Raw genomic sequence first — 15,534 nt, forward strand, 5'->3', positions numbered from 1 at the left:
AGACGAGGCGGACGCCGAGAAGCTCGCCCCCTCGCTCACGCCGCAGGTCGCAGTCGCCACACCGAGGCCGTCACCTGCGCCGCGGGCCCCAGCCGTGCGGCCTCCGGCTGAGGTTGCATCGACGGGGTGGGTGCAGCCCGGCCGCTACGCGGTCGACATTCACAAGAAGCTGTCGGGCACGCACGCACGCAACTGGCTCAGCGAGGACAGCCGGGCGTCGTTCGTGTTGAACCTGGACGCGAACGGTCAGGCGGACGCGTGCCGGGGCATCCGCACGCGCAGCAGCCACTCGGGGCCCGGGGTCAATTCGTTCTCGAGCACGGCGCACCAGCAGGGCTACCGCGGCCGCTGGGAGCTCCAGGGCGAATGGCTGCACGTGACGCTGAACGTCGACGACGGCCGCTGCGGCCGCCAGCAGCTCTACGAGAACCTCGCGCCGCAGCGCTGGCTGCTGCGCTGCCGCAAGCTCGAGGCCGCGGAGCACTCGCGCTACGCGGAGCCGCTGCTGGCGTGCACGCTCGACAATCCGCAAGAGCACCAGTACCGCGAGTCGTTCGGCTACTTCGTGCCCGAGGTGATCGCCGACGAATGGCTGCTGCTGGCCCCCGGCGACGGCCTCCACGTCGAATGGCTCGACGACTCGGTGCCGCCCGCGGCAAACCCGTCGCAGGTGGCGCTCAAGCCGGCGCAAGGGCGAGTGGAAGACGACACCTGGACGAAGCAATGAGCGAGCGCGAGCGTTCGAGCAGAGGGGTCACGAGCCGCGTGCGCGATCCTCGGGGAATGGCGAGATGTCCTGAAGGACATATCGTGTAGCAGGCAGCCTTGCGCTCGCTTCGTCTGCAGCGAGCGCGGTAGAGACGAGCCTCCGCACAGGCGCCGCGTAGCCCGACGCTCACCGCTCCTGCTCGAGCACGAAGCCGTCGTCGACGCAGTAGAGGTGCGCGAGCTTGTTGCAGCGCTGGTTGAGGTAGCTGGTCTACCATCGCTCGTCGCGCCAGCTCTCCCAGTCTGGACCATCCTCGACGGCAAGGGCGTTCAAGCCCTGCCGCGCCGTCGCGAGATCACTCGCGGAAAGCCACGCCTCGCAGTGGTCGCCGATGCTGAAGGTCTCACCGAAGGCCGAGGTGTTGGTCCAGACCGGCTGCTGAATCAGGCTATCGCCGAGCTCGGTGCGGGCGATGCCGATGCGGGGCCCGTTGTCGACGAGGTCGAGGAGATCTTCGGCGACGACGAGACCGCCGCTGAGGATCAGCGGGACGGCGAGTTCCCACTGCTCGAAGCGCGTCACGGGTGACTGGAAGTCATCGCTGATCCACGCTCGATAGGCGTTCGAGTGCGGGAGGCCGGCCTCGGAGGCGGCGGCGTGACACTGAGGTCGGCGCCGGACACACCGCCGAGCTCTCCGTCGTACGCCTGCGTCGTGATGAACAACAACCGGCCGTAATAACCATGGTGGAGATCGCACGGGGCAAACTCGTCGTCCGAGATGCCGCTGCCGTTTTGATCCCCGCGATCGCAGAGCTCGTGAGCGGGATCCACCACCCCGTCGCCGCACCGAGCAGCCCAGTGGCAAGTATCAGGCCTGCAGCCGCCGTACTCGTCGCTGTTGCCGGCGCCCATGTCGAACTGCTCGACGCCCTCCCACACGAGGCCGTCGCCGCAGGTGGCGAGCTTGCACTCGATGGTGCAGCCGGCGTCTTCGGCGTTGGCCTTGCCGAAGTCGCACTCCTCCGCGCCCTCGGCGATGTCGTCGCCGCAGACTGGCTGGACGGAGGTCGTCGAGGCGCTCGTGAGATCGGTCGAAACTCCGCGGGTGGTGCCTGGCTCGGTGGTCGTGGGCTCGAGTGTGGTGGAAGAGGTCGGGAGCGGGTCGAACGACGTCTGCCCATCGCTCGCGCTCTCGCCGTCCGAGGCGGGCATCGAGACGAGTGGATCGTCGGTGCAGGCTGTCCCGAAAGCCAGGGCGATGATCCCGAGGCGGCGAACCTGCGGAGCCATGAGCTACTTCCCCTCGATGCAGTAGAGCCGTGACAGGAAGCCCGCGCAGGGCGTGGGCGGATCGGGGTACATCGTCCAGAATTCGTCGGTGGCGGAGGAGCTACCCTCGTAGACCGAGAAGTCCGAGAGGGCGCTGCTGGTCCAGTTGTTGCAATGCGTCCCGGGCGCGGCGGTGCCGTCGGGCTGCGTGCCGGTGAGGACGCCGCCGCCGATGTCCTGGTTGCCGAGCTCGTCGACGTTGATAGGCGTCTCGAGCGAGCCGGAGAAGAACTGCTCGACAGTCTCGGCGACGACGACCCCGTCGGTGCGGACGTAGCGGCCGCGCCCGGGGTAGAGGCGATCGCGGACGTCGTGGTCGGCGTCGGAGAGCCAGGCGATGAAGGTCATCCAGGTGTCGTCGGCGAGGCCGCTCTGCAGGGCGTACTGGCGGCAGCGGCTGTCGGCGCCCTCGAGGCCGCCGAGGTCGCCGTCGTTGTGGAGCGCGGCCGAGGCGAAGATCCACCGGTTCTTGGCGCATGCGTGGCAGCGGTCGTCGGCGACGTCGTTGGCGTCGTCGCACTCCTCGTCGCCCTCGACGATGCCGTCGCCGCACACTGCTTCCGCTGCGGCGGTGGTGCCGGTCGTGATGGTGGCGGAGTCACCCGAGGTCGCGTCGGCGCCGGCGGTCGTCGTGGTGGTACTCGACTGCGAGGTCTGGCTGTCGCTCTCGCTGGCGCTACCTGCGTCCGTCTCGCTCGCGTCCCCCGGGGTCGTCATGACCGCGGTCGCCTCGGCCTGGCTCGTGGTGCTCGAGTCGCCGGTCGTCGTCATCGGCGGCTCGTCGATGTACTTCAGCGCAGGCGCCACGCAGCCGCCCAGGAGTAGCGCGGAGGGCAGAAGCAGGCGGATGCGCGACATCGCGCGACGATGTCATGATCGTCGGGAGCCTGTCAACCACCGCGATCGCGCGGGGCAATCTCGCAGCGACGGAACTCGGACATCGCGATCGCCTACATGCTCGCAATCGCCAGCAAGGCAGTAGAGATGCTGAAGCTCTCGGGCTCGTGAGAGAGAACCATCGAGCGATGCCAGCGTGCAGGCTGGCAAGGCAGTAGAGGCTCGCAACCATGCTGGAGCGACGCAAGCGGGTTCAGCGGCAAGGCAGTAGAACTTCCTGGATGCGGGGAGAGCTCGGGAAAGACGTCTTGGGTGCCGCGAGCCATGCAAGGCAGTGAGAGGCTCCTTTGCCGGGGCGTGCAGACGGCAGCGGCGGATATCTGCCTCCATGCCGCGACGTGGGTTTCACTGCCCGTGAGTCCGAAAGGACATGTTTTCCAAGGTTCATACCGCGAGCGAGAGGCCCCTGCCGACCTCGTCGTCGGCGCGAGGTGCTCGCCCGGCGGGTCGAGGCCAGACGATGCGGTGCTTCTTGATCCGGCGCTTCATCGCCTGCCGGGTGATGCCGAGGCGCCAGGCGGCGTCGACGATGTTGCCGGCGAGCTCGAGCGCCTGAACACAGAGGCGGCGCTCCACGGCATCGAGGTCGAAGTCTTCATGGGACATGGGCGGCCTTGTACTGCCGCCGCTTGGTCTCGCGCAGACCAAGACCCGACCCAGCAGCAGGCCGAACCTGTCGAGAAGAAGTCGCCACGGCCGGACATCACGAGCCGAGCTCCAGATGGCGTGATTCAGCACGAGAACGTCGGGCAGACGCACCGCTCCGGCTCTCCGGTGAGGCGTGAGGTGGAGGCGCTGGACGACCTGGAATTCGTCATCGGCTTGCCGCACCGCACTGCGTTTCTCGCACGGGCGAGGAGCCCCTGCTTGTGAGCCCTGAAACCCCGCGGTAAAAGGCGCCTCATGGGGTCTCGCCTCTTCGCCCACGCGCGAATCGGGTCGCTCACGCTCGTGCTCGCCGGCTGCCCAGATTTCTCCAAGCCGGGCACCAGCGCCACCTCCGCCACCACCTTCTATGAACCCTCCGCCACCACCGGGCCGACGGACGGCGGCACCACCGTGGGCACCACCGCGCCCACCACGTCCACGGGCTCGGGATCCACGGCTGTCACGACCGACGCCTCGACCACCGGCGGACCTACGACCGACGCCGGGACCTCCGAGAGCACAGGCACCGATGCCGGCAAGATGGCCGAATGGGGCCACGCCTGCGCGAACGACGACGAATGCGTCGCACTCCTCGGCGCCGGAGCCGTGTGCCTGACGGACGTCCTCGGCATCTACGAGCTGCCGGACGGCTACTGCAGCAAGACTTGCGAGCTTCCTCCCAAACCTTCTATGTTCCCGACGACTCCGCATGCGGCCGCGGCGTCTGGTGTATTGGCGCCGATGGCTACTTCGAGGCCTGCGCGGTCGAATGCGACGACGACAGCGAGTGTCCGCGGGAGGGCTACGAGTGCCGTATCATGCCCACCATCGGCCAGGACATGGACCCGAAGTTCTGCCTCATGACCGACGAGCACATGCTGTAGCGGCCCGCCACGCGCGGGTCGCTGTTCGCTTCGTATTCGTCAAACCCGCTTCGGGGCGGTGCTTGCCGCCAGGCCGAGTCTCGCGCGCAAGGCTTGGGTCTCGTGCGTGGCCGCTCGCTGGAAGCCTCGGTCGCGCGCTACACCCAAAGAGTCGTCGAGAGCGCTGACGCGTGGGCTCCCGCGGAGCCCACGCGTGTATCGCGGGTCCGAAGAATCACGTCAGGCGATCGAGTTCCCCCGTCGTGGGCAATTGCGTGTCGCCCTTGAGCGTCACGCTGGTCTCGCCGACCTGGTCGACGTCGGCGCCCATCGCCCTGGCGATCGACACCAGCAGGCGGTTGTGCGGCGGGCCCTGCGGCTCGTCGCCCCACGTCCCTTTGATGATGTTCTTCTGGGCCCAGCGGACGTATCGACCCGTTTTGAAATGGTTGGTCGCGCCGGCCATCACGATCGGCCACTGGTTCATGCTGTGTTCGCCGGTGCACAGCTCGTTGCCCCACACCACCAGAGTGTCGTCGAGCAGCGTGCCGCTCTCGCTCGGCACGGCGTCCAGCGCCGCCAGAATATTTTTAAAATCTTCGGCGTGGATCTTGTGGTAGTTCGTCATCACCTGCATCGCCGTCGGGTCGGACGAGGCCTGGTGCGCGTAGTCGTTGTGGAGGTCGCCGGGCGGGGCGCTGACGTGCTCGTTGCGCAGGCCGCTGAAGGCGAGCACCGCCACGCGGGTCAGGTCGCACGACAATGCCAGCGTCGTCAGCGTCGTGAACACCTGGGCGCGGTGGAAGTAGAACTGCGGGTCCTCCCACGGCGGGCCGCCGTCGGGCTCGGCCGGGGCCTCGCACACGATGTTGGCCAGGTTCTCGAGCTGCTGGCCGAGCGAGTGCAGGAGGTCGCGGTGCTGCTCGACCTTGAGCTTGTCCTCGCCCGACATCTTCGGCGCCAGCGCGTGGTACTGCTCGCGCACGAGGTCGACCACGCTGCTCTGGCGGTTGCGGATCGTCTTGAGGTCGTCGGGCGGCTCGTTGGGGTCGACCGGGCCGTTGGGGAACAGCTTGCTGTAGAGCTGCCACGGATCGGTGATCCACGGCAGCGCCTTGCCGCTCGGATCGTAGCTGTAGGCCCAGTTGCCGTGCGACACCTGCAACGACGCGATCTGGCCCGGCTCGGCCACCGCGCCGGCGACGATCTGGTCGATCGAGGGCCCGGCGGCGAGCGCGACGCCGCCGTCGACCGGCTGCGCCAACGTGCCGGTGAGGCAGGTAGCGTGGCCCTCCTCGTGCTCGTTGATCCCGGTCATGTGCCCGGTCGCCATGCCGACCCCGTCGAGCACCAGCAGGCGGTCACGGAAGCCGTGCAGCGGCCGCAAGATCTCGCTGAAGTCGGACTCGCCGAGAGCCCCGAGCGGCGCCTCCCAATCTGTATCTTCGGGCAGGTTGCCCGGGCGCATGCGCCAGTTCTGATAGACGGTGCCGTGCTCCGTCATCAGCATGAGCAGCCGCTTGACCGGGCCCGGCGGCTCGGCGCGGGCGCCTCGCGGCAGCAGCGAGGGCAGGCACAGCGCGCCGAGGCCGAGGCCGAGGCCGCCGAGGAAGCTGCGCCGGCGCAGACGCGGGGCGCGGAGGTGCGAGGCGGTCATGGGGCCTCCTTTCGGGTGCGGAAGGCGTCGCTGGTGACGACGGCGAGGAGGAGGGCGTGGATGTCTCCGCTGGACTCGGCGAACTGGGCCCGCAGGTCGCCCAGGCTGCACAGGTCGGCCGCGGTGGTGCCGCGACCGAGGGCGTAGCGGTAGACCTGCGAGACCACGCAGTCGTGGGCCTGGGTGCTGGTCGCCAGCTTCTGCGACAGCTCGACCGCGCCGTCGAAGGCGCCGTCGACGTCGGTGCCGACCAGCTCGCCGCTGGCGTCGACCGGCTCGCCGTTGTCGAGGTCGCGCCAGCGGCCGAGCGCGTCGTAGTGTTCGAAGCCGAAGCCGACGCCGTCGATCGTGGTGTGACACGAGGCGCAGTCGGCCTGCGCGGTGTGCTTGGCGTAGCGCTCGCGGTTGGTCTTGGGCTGGCCGGGCTCGCCCTCGTCGGGCGGGTTGGTGTTGACGTTGGCCGGTGGGGGCGCGGGCGGGACGCACAGCAGCCGCGCGAGCACGAACACGCCGCGCTTGACGGGCGAGGGGTGGACCGCGTGGGCGGTGCGGGCGAGGAAGCCGGCCCTCGTGAGGATCCCGCTGCGCTGGGCGGGGTCGAGGCTGACGGGCGCCCACTCGCCGGGCGGCGGAGCGTCGACGCCGTAGAGCGCGGCGAGGGTGGCGTCGACGTCGGTCTCGGTGCTGGTGAGCAGCGAGGCGAAGGTACCTGGCCCTTCGAACAGGGTCGACTCGACGAAGCGGTCGAGCTCGGCGCGCATGGCGGTCCGAAGCTCGGGGGTGTAGTTCGGGTAGGTCGCGGGGTCGGGGTTGATGAGCGCGACGCCGTCGAAGTCGAACCACTGGCGGTGGAAGTTGACGAGCGCGCCGCGAGCCTTGCTGTCGCCCAGCATGCGCATGGCCTCGGCCGCGAGGCCCTCCACCGTATCGAGGTCGCCGGCGGTGGCGGCCGCGAACAGCTGGGCGTCGGGCATGCTGTCCCACAGGAAGTAGGAGAGGCGCGCGGCCAGCTCGTGGCCTGTCAACGCGACGGCCTCGCCGCCCTCGACGGGCTCGCCGCCGAACTCGAGGAAGTAGAGGAACGCGGGCGACTGCAGCAGCGCCTGGGTGGTGAGCTGGAGGGCGACCGTGAAGTTGGTCTCGGCCAGCTGCTGGTCGAAGAAGCCGAGGAACGCGGCCTCCTCGTCGGCGGTCATGGGCCGCCGGAAGGCGCGCGCGCCGAAGTCGAGGATGAAGGTGTGACCGCACTGCTGCGGCTCGCCGCCGCCGTCGGCCGCGCACGGGAGGAAGGCCTCGGGCGAGGCCCACGCGGCCTCGGTGACGGCCAGCGCGGCGCGCTGGTACTGCTCGATGAGCAGGGCCGAGGGGGTCTGCACGTCGGCGTTGTTCTCGAAGCCGTTGACCTTCGGGTCGACGGAGATCGTCTGCGGCGGCAGCGTCACGCCGGGGAACAGGTCGCGGACCGTGTTGTTGTACTGCGTGTGCGTGAGCCGCCGCAGCGGCGCCGGGCCGGGGTCGAGCGGGCCCTCGCAGTCGGCGGGCGCGCCCTCGGTCGGGTCGACGCCGGTGCCCTCGCTCGTGGTCGGCGTCGTCGTCGCTACATCGGTGGCGGTGCCGGGACCCTCGGTCGAAGCCGCGGTCGCAGTGTCGTCGTCGTTGCCGCCGCCACCACCGCTACATCCCAGGACCAGCGTGCCACCGAGCATCCATGCTCGTGCCTGTCGCCTGTCGATCATCACCTGTCCTCCCGCCCTCGCCACACGGCGCGGCGATCACAGCTACAGGAGGGCGCAGGGGGCTGTCAAACGCGCGTAGACGCGCGATGCGAGGCCGCGCGCGACGATGGGGGCGCAAGACACCTTGCGAGGTTCGCAGCGACCTCGTTACCGTGATGCGGTGCGGCAGATGTGGATCGGGGCGGCGCTGGTCGTCGCATGTCAGGGCGGGAGCAAGGAGTCGGCGGGCGTCGACGGCACCAGCGAGGCGAGTTCGACGACTTCGACGTCGGGCACCTCGCAGGAGGTGACGTCGTCGCCGACGACGCCGGGGACCACGGCAGTCGAGACGACGACGGGGAGCACGTCGACGAGCACGACCGAGGCGCCGACGACCACGGAGGCGCCGACCGGCACCGACGCGACGTCGACGACGACGGGGCCGCCGCCGGTGACCGCGGTGCCGGTGTTCATCGCCCAGGGGCACTACGGGCGCACGACGATCTCCTGCGACGACGGCCGCACGTGGATTCAAGATCAGTCGCAGGACGACGCGGTGCGCTGCTTCGAGGCCGGCCTCGACTGCGACCACAATCCGTTCGCGGGCCGCGGGATCGCCCACGGCGACAAGACCTTCGTGCTCACGTGGGGCTGGGGCGCGCCGGGCTCGGTGGTGCGCAGCGAGGACGCCTCGGCGTTCGAGACCGTGCTCAGCGACACGCCCACGTTCGCCGACATCGCGTTCGGCAACGGCCGCTTCGTCGCCAACAATTCGACGACGCAGATCTCCGATGACCTCGGCAAGACGTGGACGGAGGGCGGCCCGCTCGACATCGGCATCAACACCCGCGCGATCGAGTTCTTTCCGCATGACGCGGGGTGGTTCGTGGTCTCCGGCGAGAGCGGCGAGCAGCGGGCCATCGTCCGCAGCGCCGACGGGGTGACCTGGACGCCGGCGACGACCCGACCGCCGCAGTGCGGGGGCTACGTGATCGGCATGGCCTATGGGTCAGGTGTGGGCGTGATGGCCAGCGGCAACGGCCACGTCTGTCGCACCACCGACGGCGGCGACAACTGGGAGTACGTGCCGGTGTCCCAGGGCCTGTCGTCGCCGCCGATCTGGACCGGCTCCGAGTTCTTCGTCTACGAGGGCTCCACGCTGCACCGCAGCGCCGACGGGGCGAGCTGGCAGAGCGAGCCGATCTCGCCGGGCGACATCTCGATCGGCCAGGTCGCGCGCAGCCCCGGCGGGACGTTCGTGGCGAGCAACGCCGGCTGGATGGTCTGGTACGAGAAGCAGAAGTTCTTTCGCAGCGAGGACGGGGTGAACTGGGAGGTGCTGCCGGCGGAGGCGTTCGCCGGCAGCCACCCGATCTACTTCATGGCCCACGGCGAGGTGACGCCGGGGGCCGGGTGCCCGGCCGAGTAGCGGGCGCGGTCACGAGAGATGCTCGTCCTCACGGTCGAGGACGGAAGAGGTAGGGAGACATGAATGTCCGAAAATACATGTCCTGGAGGACATGGACGGTGCTCGCCTTCATGGCTGGTTGCGAGCCCGAGAGGGCGGCGTCGGGGCCGGAGTTGCCGCCGCTCGCGTGGCACGGGGAGCGGGTGTCGGTGGGGACCGACCTCGTGCCGGAGGTGTGCGCCGGCACGCTGGAGTTCCTCGACCGCCGCGTCGCGTGGATGGAGGCGGAGCTCGAGCTGGCGCCTCGTGCGGAGACCCTCTCGGTATGGATGCTGTCGCGCGACTTGGCGGCGGAGGCGTGCTCGGCCTTCATGTTCAGGGGCGGATGCGCCAACGGCAGCCGGGTGTATCTCCGTGGTGACAGCTTTCGCTCGGCGGTGCGGCACGAGCTCGTGCACGCGCGGCAATTTCAGGAGGACGGCAGCGACAAGCCGCTGTTCGGCGAGGGCCTGGCGCAGGCGATCGGCGGCGGCTCGCTGACGCAGGGGTGCCTGTCGACGCCCGAGTGTATGGCGGTCGACCTCGAGCTCTTGCTGGCCAAGACGCGCTCGCAGGCCTTGGACCGCGACGGTTACGACGCCGGCGGCGATCTCGTGTACGGGATGCTGAAGGCGTTCGGGCCGTCCGAGGTGCTGGCGCTGTTCGCCGAGACCACCAGGGACACCGCGCCGGACGTGGTGCGGGCCCGCTATCGCGAGCGGTTCGGCTCGAAGCTCGACGACGACTTCCTCCGCTGGCGGCGCGGGCCGCTCGACCGGTTCGAGCCGATGCATCTCGGCTGCGACGCGCCGCCGGCCCCGGACGGCGGCACGCCCGGCGCGGCGCTGCTGCAGGCGCGCATGGACTGTCGCTCGCCGCGGGTCGTCAATGATTTTGCCGCTGCGGACGATCCCCCGCGCGAAGGCGAGGGGGCGCAGGAGGGGTTCATCGAGTGGACCTTCGAGGTCACGCCCGAGCACGCGGGCGCGTTCGAACTGCGCAGGGAGGTCCGCGGGCGGCTCAGCATCTCGCTGTGCCAGCCGGACGATTTCGCGTGGCGGTGGGTCGACGTGCACGCGCCGTGGCGCACCGACTCGACCTTGCCGCCGCGGCAGGAGGGTCCGTTGATGCTGGGGCTGGGGCTCTACACGATCCGCTGGCACCACCCGCTCGACCCCGCGGCCGACCTGGACGTCGTCCTCGCGCCGGTGTGCGGCGTCGCCGAGCAAGACTGTCCTGAAGGACAGGTTTGCACGATCTGGCGCCGCTGCGAGGCCCAGGTCGAAGACCCCGCGCCGCTCGGCGCCGCCTGCGAGCAGGCGCTGGACGGACCGCGCGCCTGCGAGGTCGGGGCCCGCTGCGTCGGCGGGGTGTGCACGGCGGAGTGCGACGATCCAACGACATGCCCCGAAGGACAGGGATGTGCGCGCCTGCGGGTGTGCGGCCAGGACTGCGCGCTGCTGGAGGACGACTGCGCGGAGGGCTTCACCTGCCTGGCGAGCGCCGAGCCGAAGCTGGCGGCCGCCGGGCGCGGCCAGTGCGTGAAGGCCGAAGAAGGGGTCTGGCTGGACGCGTGCGATCCGTGGCTGGGCGGCTGCGCCGAGGGGCTCAGCTGCGAGACGACGCGGGTCTCCGACCTGCCCGAGGGGGCCCCGTGTCGCGAGGCCGCAGGGTGCTGCGTGCCGCGGTGCGACCCGGGGGCGGCCGAGCCGGGCTGTCCCGGCGTGGTGCCGCAGTGCGACCGGATCGAGGGCGGCGTCGCGGGCGTGTGTCGAACCGCCACTTGACGGTCGCGCCTCGGATCGAGCAGCGCATCATGACATGTCCAAAGAGACATGTCACTGCATGAGCTTCAGCGGACGCCGAGGCCGAGCAGGGCGGTCTGGTCGTAGGCGACCTCGCCGGCGCCGAAGCGCTCGCGCAGGCGGGCGAGCACGTCCTGCTCGAACCTCTGCCAGCGCTCGGGGGCGAGGCGCTGGTGGAGGAGGGCGATCGGGGCGTTGCCGCGTTTATTAAAGGTCCAGAAGGCGTCGACGTCGGCGAAGCGGAACTCGTGGGTGACGGGCTCGACGCGGATACCGGTGAAGCCGGCGGCGCCGAGGGCCGCCGCGAACTCGCCGGGCTGGCCGAGCGGGGCGGTGCCGGAGCCGAGCGGAGCTCGGGCATGACGTCGCGCAGGGCCGCGAACATCATGGAGAGCGGGTGCGACGGTTCGAAGGGGATCCACGAGCCCACGACTGCGCGGCCGCCGGGGCGCAGCACGCGGTGGAGCTCGCGCAGGCCGCGGGCGGGGTCGGGGAAGAAGATCAGGCCGAACATCGAGAAGGCGGCGTCGAAGCTGGCGCCCTGCCACGGCAGGTCCTGCCCGTCGCCGACGCGGGCGTCGACTTCGATCCCGGCCCGGTCGGCGCGCTCGCGCAGGCGGTCGATCATCGCCGCGGCGAAGTCGAGAGCGGCGACGTGCGCGACCTCGGGGGCGACCAGCAAGGCCAGAGTGCCGGGGCCGCAGGCGACGTCGAGCACGCGCGCGTCGGCGGCCGGGGCGGCCAGCGCGATCGCGTCGCGGGCGTAGGGGTGCAGGAAGTGGACGCCGCGCTCGGCGTACGCTTCGTCGACGAGGTTCCACGAGGCCGGATCGGCGAGAGGCGACTGCGAGGTCATGCCAGACGGTGACAGCCGCGGACGCGCCGGACAAGCGCCGCCCGGCGTGCGCAAGGTCAATTTTTGCAAACGCATTGCAAGAGTAGACCGTGTGCGGGTGAGAAGCAGGCCCGCGCGGCCCGAGGCGCAGCTCTCGCGGCGAGCGGTGCGGCAGTAAATGCAAGCGAAGGGCTTTTGCAATTTGACTTGCAAGAACGCGCGGCGTACCGTCGCGCCGTGACCGCCGCCGCGCTTCGCCTGTCCGTCGCCGCCGGGCCTGTCGGGCCGGGTGCGGGCCCCGCAGCGCCCGATCGCGGCGTCCCCGGGGCCGACGCGCGCCTGGCCGAGCGCGGCGCGGCGGTCCGAGAACTTGCAAACACCCCGCGTCATCGCGCAAGGAGAGTCGTCATGCCACGTCCGAAGAAGGTCCTCGTCCCCGCCCTCGCCCTCGCCCTGGTCGCCGGTTGCAACGGCGGAGGCGGCGCGACCGGGAGGGTGCAGGTGTTCGTCGAGGCCGAGGACACCATCCCCGAGGGGCTGCAGCCGGGCACCGGCGAGGAGAACATCGTCGACGGGTGGGCCGCGGATTACACCAAGTTCCTGGTGGTGGTCGGCAACTTCCGCGCCGGCCGGAGCGCCGACACGTCGGCCTCGCTGTCCGACCCCGCGGTCTACGTGGTCGACCTGCTCAACCTGCCGGTCGGCGGGTTCGTCCTGACCGAGTTCGACGACGTCGACGCGGTCCGCTGGGACCGCGTCGGCTACGACATCCCCGACGCCTCGGCGTCGGTCGAGGCGGCCGAGGGCACCTCCGCGGCGGATCTGCAGTTCATGATCGACAACGGCTTCTCGATCTACGTCGAGGGCGCGATCACCAAGGCCGACGGCCAGTCGTGCCTGCCGGGCACGGACGACTGCGCGCCGGCGACCGAGGTGAAGTTCGCGTGGGGGCTCGCGGCCGGGACGTCGTTCGACGACTGCGCGCCGGAGGAGGGCGACGCCGGCTTCGCGGTGCCGTCGGGCGGGACGGCGCAGATCAAGCCGACCATCCACGGCGACCACTGGTTCTTCACCAACATCACGCAGGGCGCCGAGATCACCGAGCGGCGGGCGCAGTGGGTCGCCGACAGCGACCTCGACCGCGACGGCGAGACGACGCTCGACGAGCTGCGCATGGTGAAGGCCGCCGAGGTGTTCACGCCGGAGCTCGGCTACTCCGTGACCGGCGCGTCGATCCCGGTGACCACCGCATACGACTACCTCGCGGCCCAGGCGCGCACGCTCGGCGACTTCCAGGGCGAGGGCGAGTGTCCGACGCGTGCGCCCCTGTGAGTCGATCGCGCAGGAGCGCGATCGCGGACGCGGCTCGGCGGAGCAATGAGGAACCTCTCGCGTCCGCGGGCGCGTGGGCGCGCGAGGCCGTCGCCGGGGCGAGTTCACACCCGCGCCGGCGCTGTTAGGCTCGGATGGGATGCCGAGCAAGTTCGCGGGGTCGAGCCTGATGATCGCGCTGTTGATGGGGTGTGCCGAGGGCACCATCAGCGACACCGGGTCGATCCCGCTGCCCACGACGCACAACATCACCACGGCCCACCCGAACACGTCCGTCAGCGACAGCGACGGCAGCAGCGGCGACGGCGGCAGCGGCAGCGAGAGCGAGACCGGCGAGGAGCCGACGTCGAGCTCGCCGGGGTCCAGCGACCCGATCACCACGGGGACCAGCGCGCCCGCGGGGGTGTGCGGCGACGGCAACGTCGACGCCAATGAGGCGTGCGACGGCGAGTCGCTGGTCGGCAGCACGTGCATGACCGAGGGCTACGGCGCCGGCACCCTGCTGTGCGGGCCCGACTGCAAGCTGTTCATCGACGGCTGCTACACGTGCGGCGACGGCATCGTCCACATGGCCGAGGCGTGCGACGGCTCCAACTTCAACGGGAAGAGCTGCCAGAGCCTCGGCTACGGCGGCGGCAGCCTGGTGTGCGCGCAGAACTGCAAGAGCATCGACACGGCCGGCTGCACGCCGCTGGCGTCGTGCGGCAACGGGGTGCAGGAAGGCGCGGAGCAGTGCGACGGGGCCCAGCTCGGCGGCCAGACCTGCATCAGCCTCGGCTACGACATGGGCGCGCTGGGCTGCACCCCGTCGTGCACGCTCGACACGTCGGGCTGCGAGACGCTGATGTGCGCCGGGCAGGGCGAGTTCTGCATCTTCGACGAGAACAACCCGCAGTCGAATTGCTGCCCGGCGGGGGTGAAGGACAACATCCTCGGGATCTGCGACTTCTTCATCTGCTTCTGACGCGGCTGTCGCGGCGCGCCGACGCGGCGTATCCTCGCGGGTAACAGGAGCACCATGGCCAGCGAAACCGCCGTCAACGCGCAGATCACCGACGCCGTGCCGACCGCCGTCAACTCGCAGATCACCGACGCCACCGCCGTCAATCCCCAGATCACCGACGCCGTCAGCCAGAGCAACGCGAAGGTCCTCGGCGACGCGCCGTCGCTGGCGATGGCCTCGCTCTACCAGACGATGGCGCACGCGACGGGGCTGATGATGCAGAACGCGGTGACGGCCCAGCAGCAGCTCAACGTGGTCGCTCAGGCGGCCACGACCCAGGGGGTGTCGCTGCTCTACACGGTCGACACCGCCTCGGGGAGGGGGAAGAAGTGACGGCGGCCGAGGAGGCCGAGGCGTTCGCGCGCACGGCGACGGCGGTGACGTCGGCGGTGACGCAGGCGATCGCGCAGCTCGAGGCGGTGCTGGCCGCACAGCGCCGCGGGATCGTGGCCCTGGCCGCGTGCGGCGGGCTCGAGCTGCCGACGCTGCCGGTCAGCACGCCGGCGTTGAGCGAGGATGTCCCGAAGGACATGACCGAAGGGGCGCCGACGGGCGCGGCCGCAGGAGATCCCGCAGGCCTGGCCCGCGCGGCGCTCTATCAGGTCGCGGCGCACGCGATCGGGATGGCGCTGCACAACGCGGTGGCGGCCCAGCAACAGCTGAGCGTGCTCGGGCAGGCGGTGGCGGCCCAGGCGGCTGCGCGGGTGCTGGCGGGCCGCGGCGAGTGAGGGACGAGGACGACGACGAGGACGAGGCGATGCCGCGCGCGAGCGTCGAGGCGGCGCTCGCGTGGCTGGCGACGCGGGCGTCGCTGCAGCGAGCGCCGCGAGGGGCGCTGCCGGGGGCGATCCTGGCGCTGCGCCACCGCCTGGGCCGCGAGCTGCCGGTGAGCCTGGTCGAGTTTCTTGAAGACTATCACTGGCTCGCCACCAACTCGGTGACGACGCTGGCGATCGAGGGTAGCGAGCGCCGCACGATCGAGGCGGCGCGCCGGGTGGTCGCGGAGTTCGTGGCGACGACGTGGCGCTCGCTGCCGCAGGTCGACGCCACCGCGCGCGCGAACGGTGAGGCGCTGCTCGCGTGGATCCCGGTGGTCGAGATCGGTAACCCGCTGCCCTTCGGCAGCGCGCTGTTCCTCGACGAGGCGGGCTCGTTCCGCTGGGCCGGGGTGCGCGAGTTCCCGTTCTCCCGCTTCGCCGCCCATTCGACGCCCTCGTTCACGTCTGCGCTGCTGACCACGCTCGCCGAGTGGCACGACGGCTGAGCGCGTCGCGAGACGGCGGCCGCGAGCG

17 protein-coding genes and 1 pseudogene are annotated in these 15,534 nt (G+C 70.6%); 9 read left to right on the top strand and 9 right to left on the bottom strand.

Annotated features, from left to right (window positions below; all coding sequences use genetic code 11):
* Window positions 1-130: 130 nt before the first annotated feature.
* On the top strand, window positions 131-727 hold the full coding sequence (locus OV079_RS38860) for a hypothetical protein (RefSeq protein ID WP_267774692.1): 597 nt from the start codon (window positions 131-133) through the stop codon (window positions 725-727).
* A 252-nt stretch (window positions 728-979) separates the two neighbouring features.
* On the opposite strand, the gene OV079_RS38865 is transcribed toward OV079_RS38860, so the two are convergent.
* From OV079_RS38865 to OV079_RS38885, 5 genes are all read right to left on the bottom strand, one after another.
* The gene (locus OV079_RS38865; RefSeq protein WP_267774693.1) at window positions 980-1,291 is read right to left on the bottom strand and encodes a hypothetical protein; all 312 of its coding nucleotides are present in this window, start codon (window positions 1,289-1,291) and stop codon (window positions 980-982) included.
* Window positions 1,288-2,001 carry a hypothetical protein gene (locus tag OV079_RS38870; RefSeq protein WP_267774694.1) on the bottom strand — a complete coding sequence of 238 codons (714 nt, stop codon included), beginning with the start codon at window positions 1,999-2,001 and terminating at the stop codon, window positions 1,288-1,290. The genes OV079_RS38865 and OV079_RS38870 overlap by 4 nt, the downstream gene beginning before the upstream one ends.
* 3 nt (window positions 2,002-2,004) lie before the next feature.
* On the bottom strand, window positions 2,005-2,847 hold the full coding sequence (locus tag OV079_RS38875) for a DUF4215 domain-containing protein (RefSeq protein WP_267774695.1): 843 nt from the start codon (window positions 2,845-2,847) through the stop codon (window positions 2,005-2,007).
* Window positions 2,848-3,321: 474 nt separating this feature from the next.
* Complete coding sequence (locus tag OV079_RS38880) at window positions 3,322-3,543, bottom strand: helix-turn-helix domain-containing protein (protein ID WP_267774696.1); 222 nt, start codon at window positions 3,541-3,543, stop codon at window positions 3,322-3,324.
* A 407-nt stretch (window positions 3,544-3,950) separates the two neighbouring features.
* Complete coding sequence (locus OV079_RS38885; protein ID WP_267774698.1) at window positions 3,951-4,112, bottom strand: hypothetical protein; 162 nt, start codon at window positions 4,110-4,112, stop codon at window positions 3,951-3,953.
* Window positions 4,113-4,250: 138 nt separating this feature from the next.
* Here OV079_RS38885 and OV079_RS38890 point away from each other — a divergent pair, with 138 nt between their 5' ends.
* Window positions 4,251-4,469, top strand: coding sequence for a hypothetical protein (locus tag OV079_RS38890; protein ID WP_267774700.1), 219 nt, complete (start codon window positions 4,251-4,253; stop codon window positions 4,467-4,469).
* A gap of 214 nt (window positions 4,470-4,683) precedes the next feature.
* Here OV079_RS38890 and OV079_RS38895 read toward each other — a convergent pair whose 3' ends face one another.
* A complete protein-coding gene (locus OV079_RS38895; protein ID WP_267774702.1) occupies window positions 4,684-6,105 on the bottom strand; it encodes a DUF1552 domain-containing protein in 1,422 nt (473 codons plus the stop codon).
* Entirely contained in the window at window positions 6,102-7,811 is a 1,710-nt protein-coding gene (locus OV079_RS38900; RefSeq protein WP_267774703.1) for a DUF1592 domain-containing protein, read from the bottom strand. The genes OV079_RS38895 and OV079_RS38900 overlap by 4 nt, the downstream gene beginning before the upstream one ends.
* Window positions 7,812-8,001: 190 nt before the next feature.
* Here OV079_RS38900 and OV079_RS38905 point away from each other — a divergent pair, with 190 nt between their 5' ends.
* Window positions 8,002-9,249, top strand: coding sequence for a WD40/YVTN/BNR-like repeat-containing protein (locus OV079_RS38905; protein ID WP_267774704.1), 1,248 nt, complete (start codon window positions 8,002-8,004; stop codon window positions 9,247-9,249).
* A gap of 59 nt (window positions 9,250-9,308) precedes the next feature.
* Entirely contained in the window at window positions 9,309-11,054 is a 1,746-nt protein-coding gene (locus tag OV079_RS38910; RefSeq protein WP_267774705.1) for a hypothetical protein, read from the top strand.
* 65 nt (window positions 11,055-11,119) lie between these two features.
* On the opposite strand, the gene OV079_RS38915 is transcribed toward OV079_RS38910, so the two are convergent.
* Window positions 11,120-11,494 carry a hypothetical protein gene (locus OV079_RS38915; protein ID WP_267774706.1) on the bottom strand — a complete coding sequence of 125 codons (375 nt, stop codon included), beginning with the start codon at window positions 11,492-11,494 and terminating at the stop codon, window positions 11,120-11,122.
* 59 nt (window positions 11,495-11,553) lie between these two features.
* Window positions 11,554-12,297, bottom strand: a pseudogene (locus OV079_RS59340) (class I SAM-dependent methyltransferase); the annotation flags it as partial.
* A gap of 18 nt (window positions 12,298-12,315) precedes the next feature.
* On the opposite strand from OV079_RS59340, the gene OV079_RS38925 reads away from it, so the two are divergent.
* The 5 genes from OV079_RS38925 to OV079_RS38945 all read left to right on the top strand — a co-directional run bounded on the left by OV079_RS38925 (window position 12,316) and on the right by OV079_RS38945 (window position 15,506).
* On the top strand, window positions 12,316-13,239 hold the full coding sequence (locus OV079_RS38925) for a hypothetical protein (protein WP_267774708.1): 924 nt from the start codon (window positions 12,316-12,318) through the stop codon (window positions 13,237-13,239).
* Between the two features lie 139 nt (window positions 13,240-13,378).
* A complete protein-coding gene (locus OV079_RS38930; protein WP_267774709.1) occupies window positions 13,379-14,203 on the top strand; it encodes a hypothetical protein in 825 nt (274 codons plus the stop codon).
* A gap of 54 nt (window positions 14,204-14,257) precedes the next feature.
* On the top strand, window positions 14,258-14,575 hold the full coding sequence (locus tag OV079_RS38935) for a RebB family R body protein (RefSeq protein ID WP_267774710.1): 318 nt from the start codon (window positions 14,258-14,260) through the stop codon (window positions 14,573-14,575).
* Window positions 14,572-14,970, top strand: a complete 399-nt coding sequence (locus OV079_RS56580; protein WP_267774711.1) for a RebB family R body protein — start codon at window positions 14,572-14,574, stop codon at window positions 14,968-14,970. Before OV079_RS38935 ends, OV079_RS56580 begins: the two co-directional genes overlap by 4 nt.
* Window positions 14,967-15,506: a hypothetical protein gene (locus OV079_RS38945; RefSeq protein WP_267774712.1), complete on the top strand. Its 540-nt coding sequence runs from the start codon at window positions 14,967-14,969 to the stop codon at window positions 15,504-15,506. Before OV079_RS56580 ends, OV079_RS38945 begins: the two co-directional genes overlap by 4 nt.
* Window positions 15,507-15,534: the final 28 nt, after the last annotated feature.

It is taken from the genome of Nannocystis pusilla, assembly GCF_026626665.1.
Classification (GTDB): domain Bacteria; phylum Myxococcota_A; class Polyangia; order Nannocystales; family Nannocystaceae; genus Nannocystis; species Nannocystis pusilla.

Coding starts and splice junctions, on each gene's coding strand:
- OV079_RS38870 (WP_267774694.1), bottom strand. CDS start 2,001: ATGGCTCCGCAGGTTCGCCGCCTCGGGATCATCGCCCTGGCTTTCGGG.
- OV079_RS38880 (WP_267774696.1), bottom strand. CDS start 3,543: ATGTCCCATGAAGACTTCGACCTCGATGCCGTGGAGCGCCGCCTCTGT.
- OV079_RS38895 (WP_267774702.1), bottom strand. CDS start 6,105: ATGACCGCCTCGCACCTCCGCGCCCCGCGTCTGCGCCGGCGCAGCTTC.
- OV079_RS38900 (WP_267774703.1), bottom strand. CDS start 7,811: ATGCTCGGTGGCACGCTGGTCCTGGGATGTAGCGGTGGTGGCGGCGGC.
- OV079_RS38910 (WP_267774705.1), top strand. CDS start 9,309: ATGAATGTCCGAAAATACATGTCCTGGAGGACATGGACGGTGCTCGCC.
- OV079_RS38925 (WP_267774708.1), top strand. CDS start 12,316: ATGCCACGTCCGAAGAAGGTCCTCGTCCCCGCCCTCGCCCTCGCCCTG.
- OV079_RS38930 (WP_267774709.1), top strand. CDS start 13,379: ATGCCGAGCAAGTTCGCGGGGTCGAGCCTGATGATCGCGCTGTTGATG.
- OV079_RS38935 (WP_267774710.1), top strand. CDS start 14,258: ATGGCCAGCGAAACCGCCGTCAACGCGCAGATCACCGACGCCGTGCCG.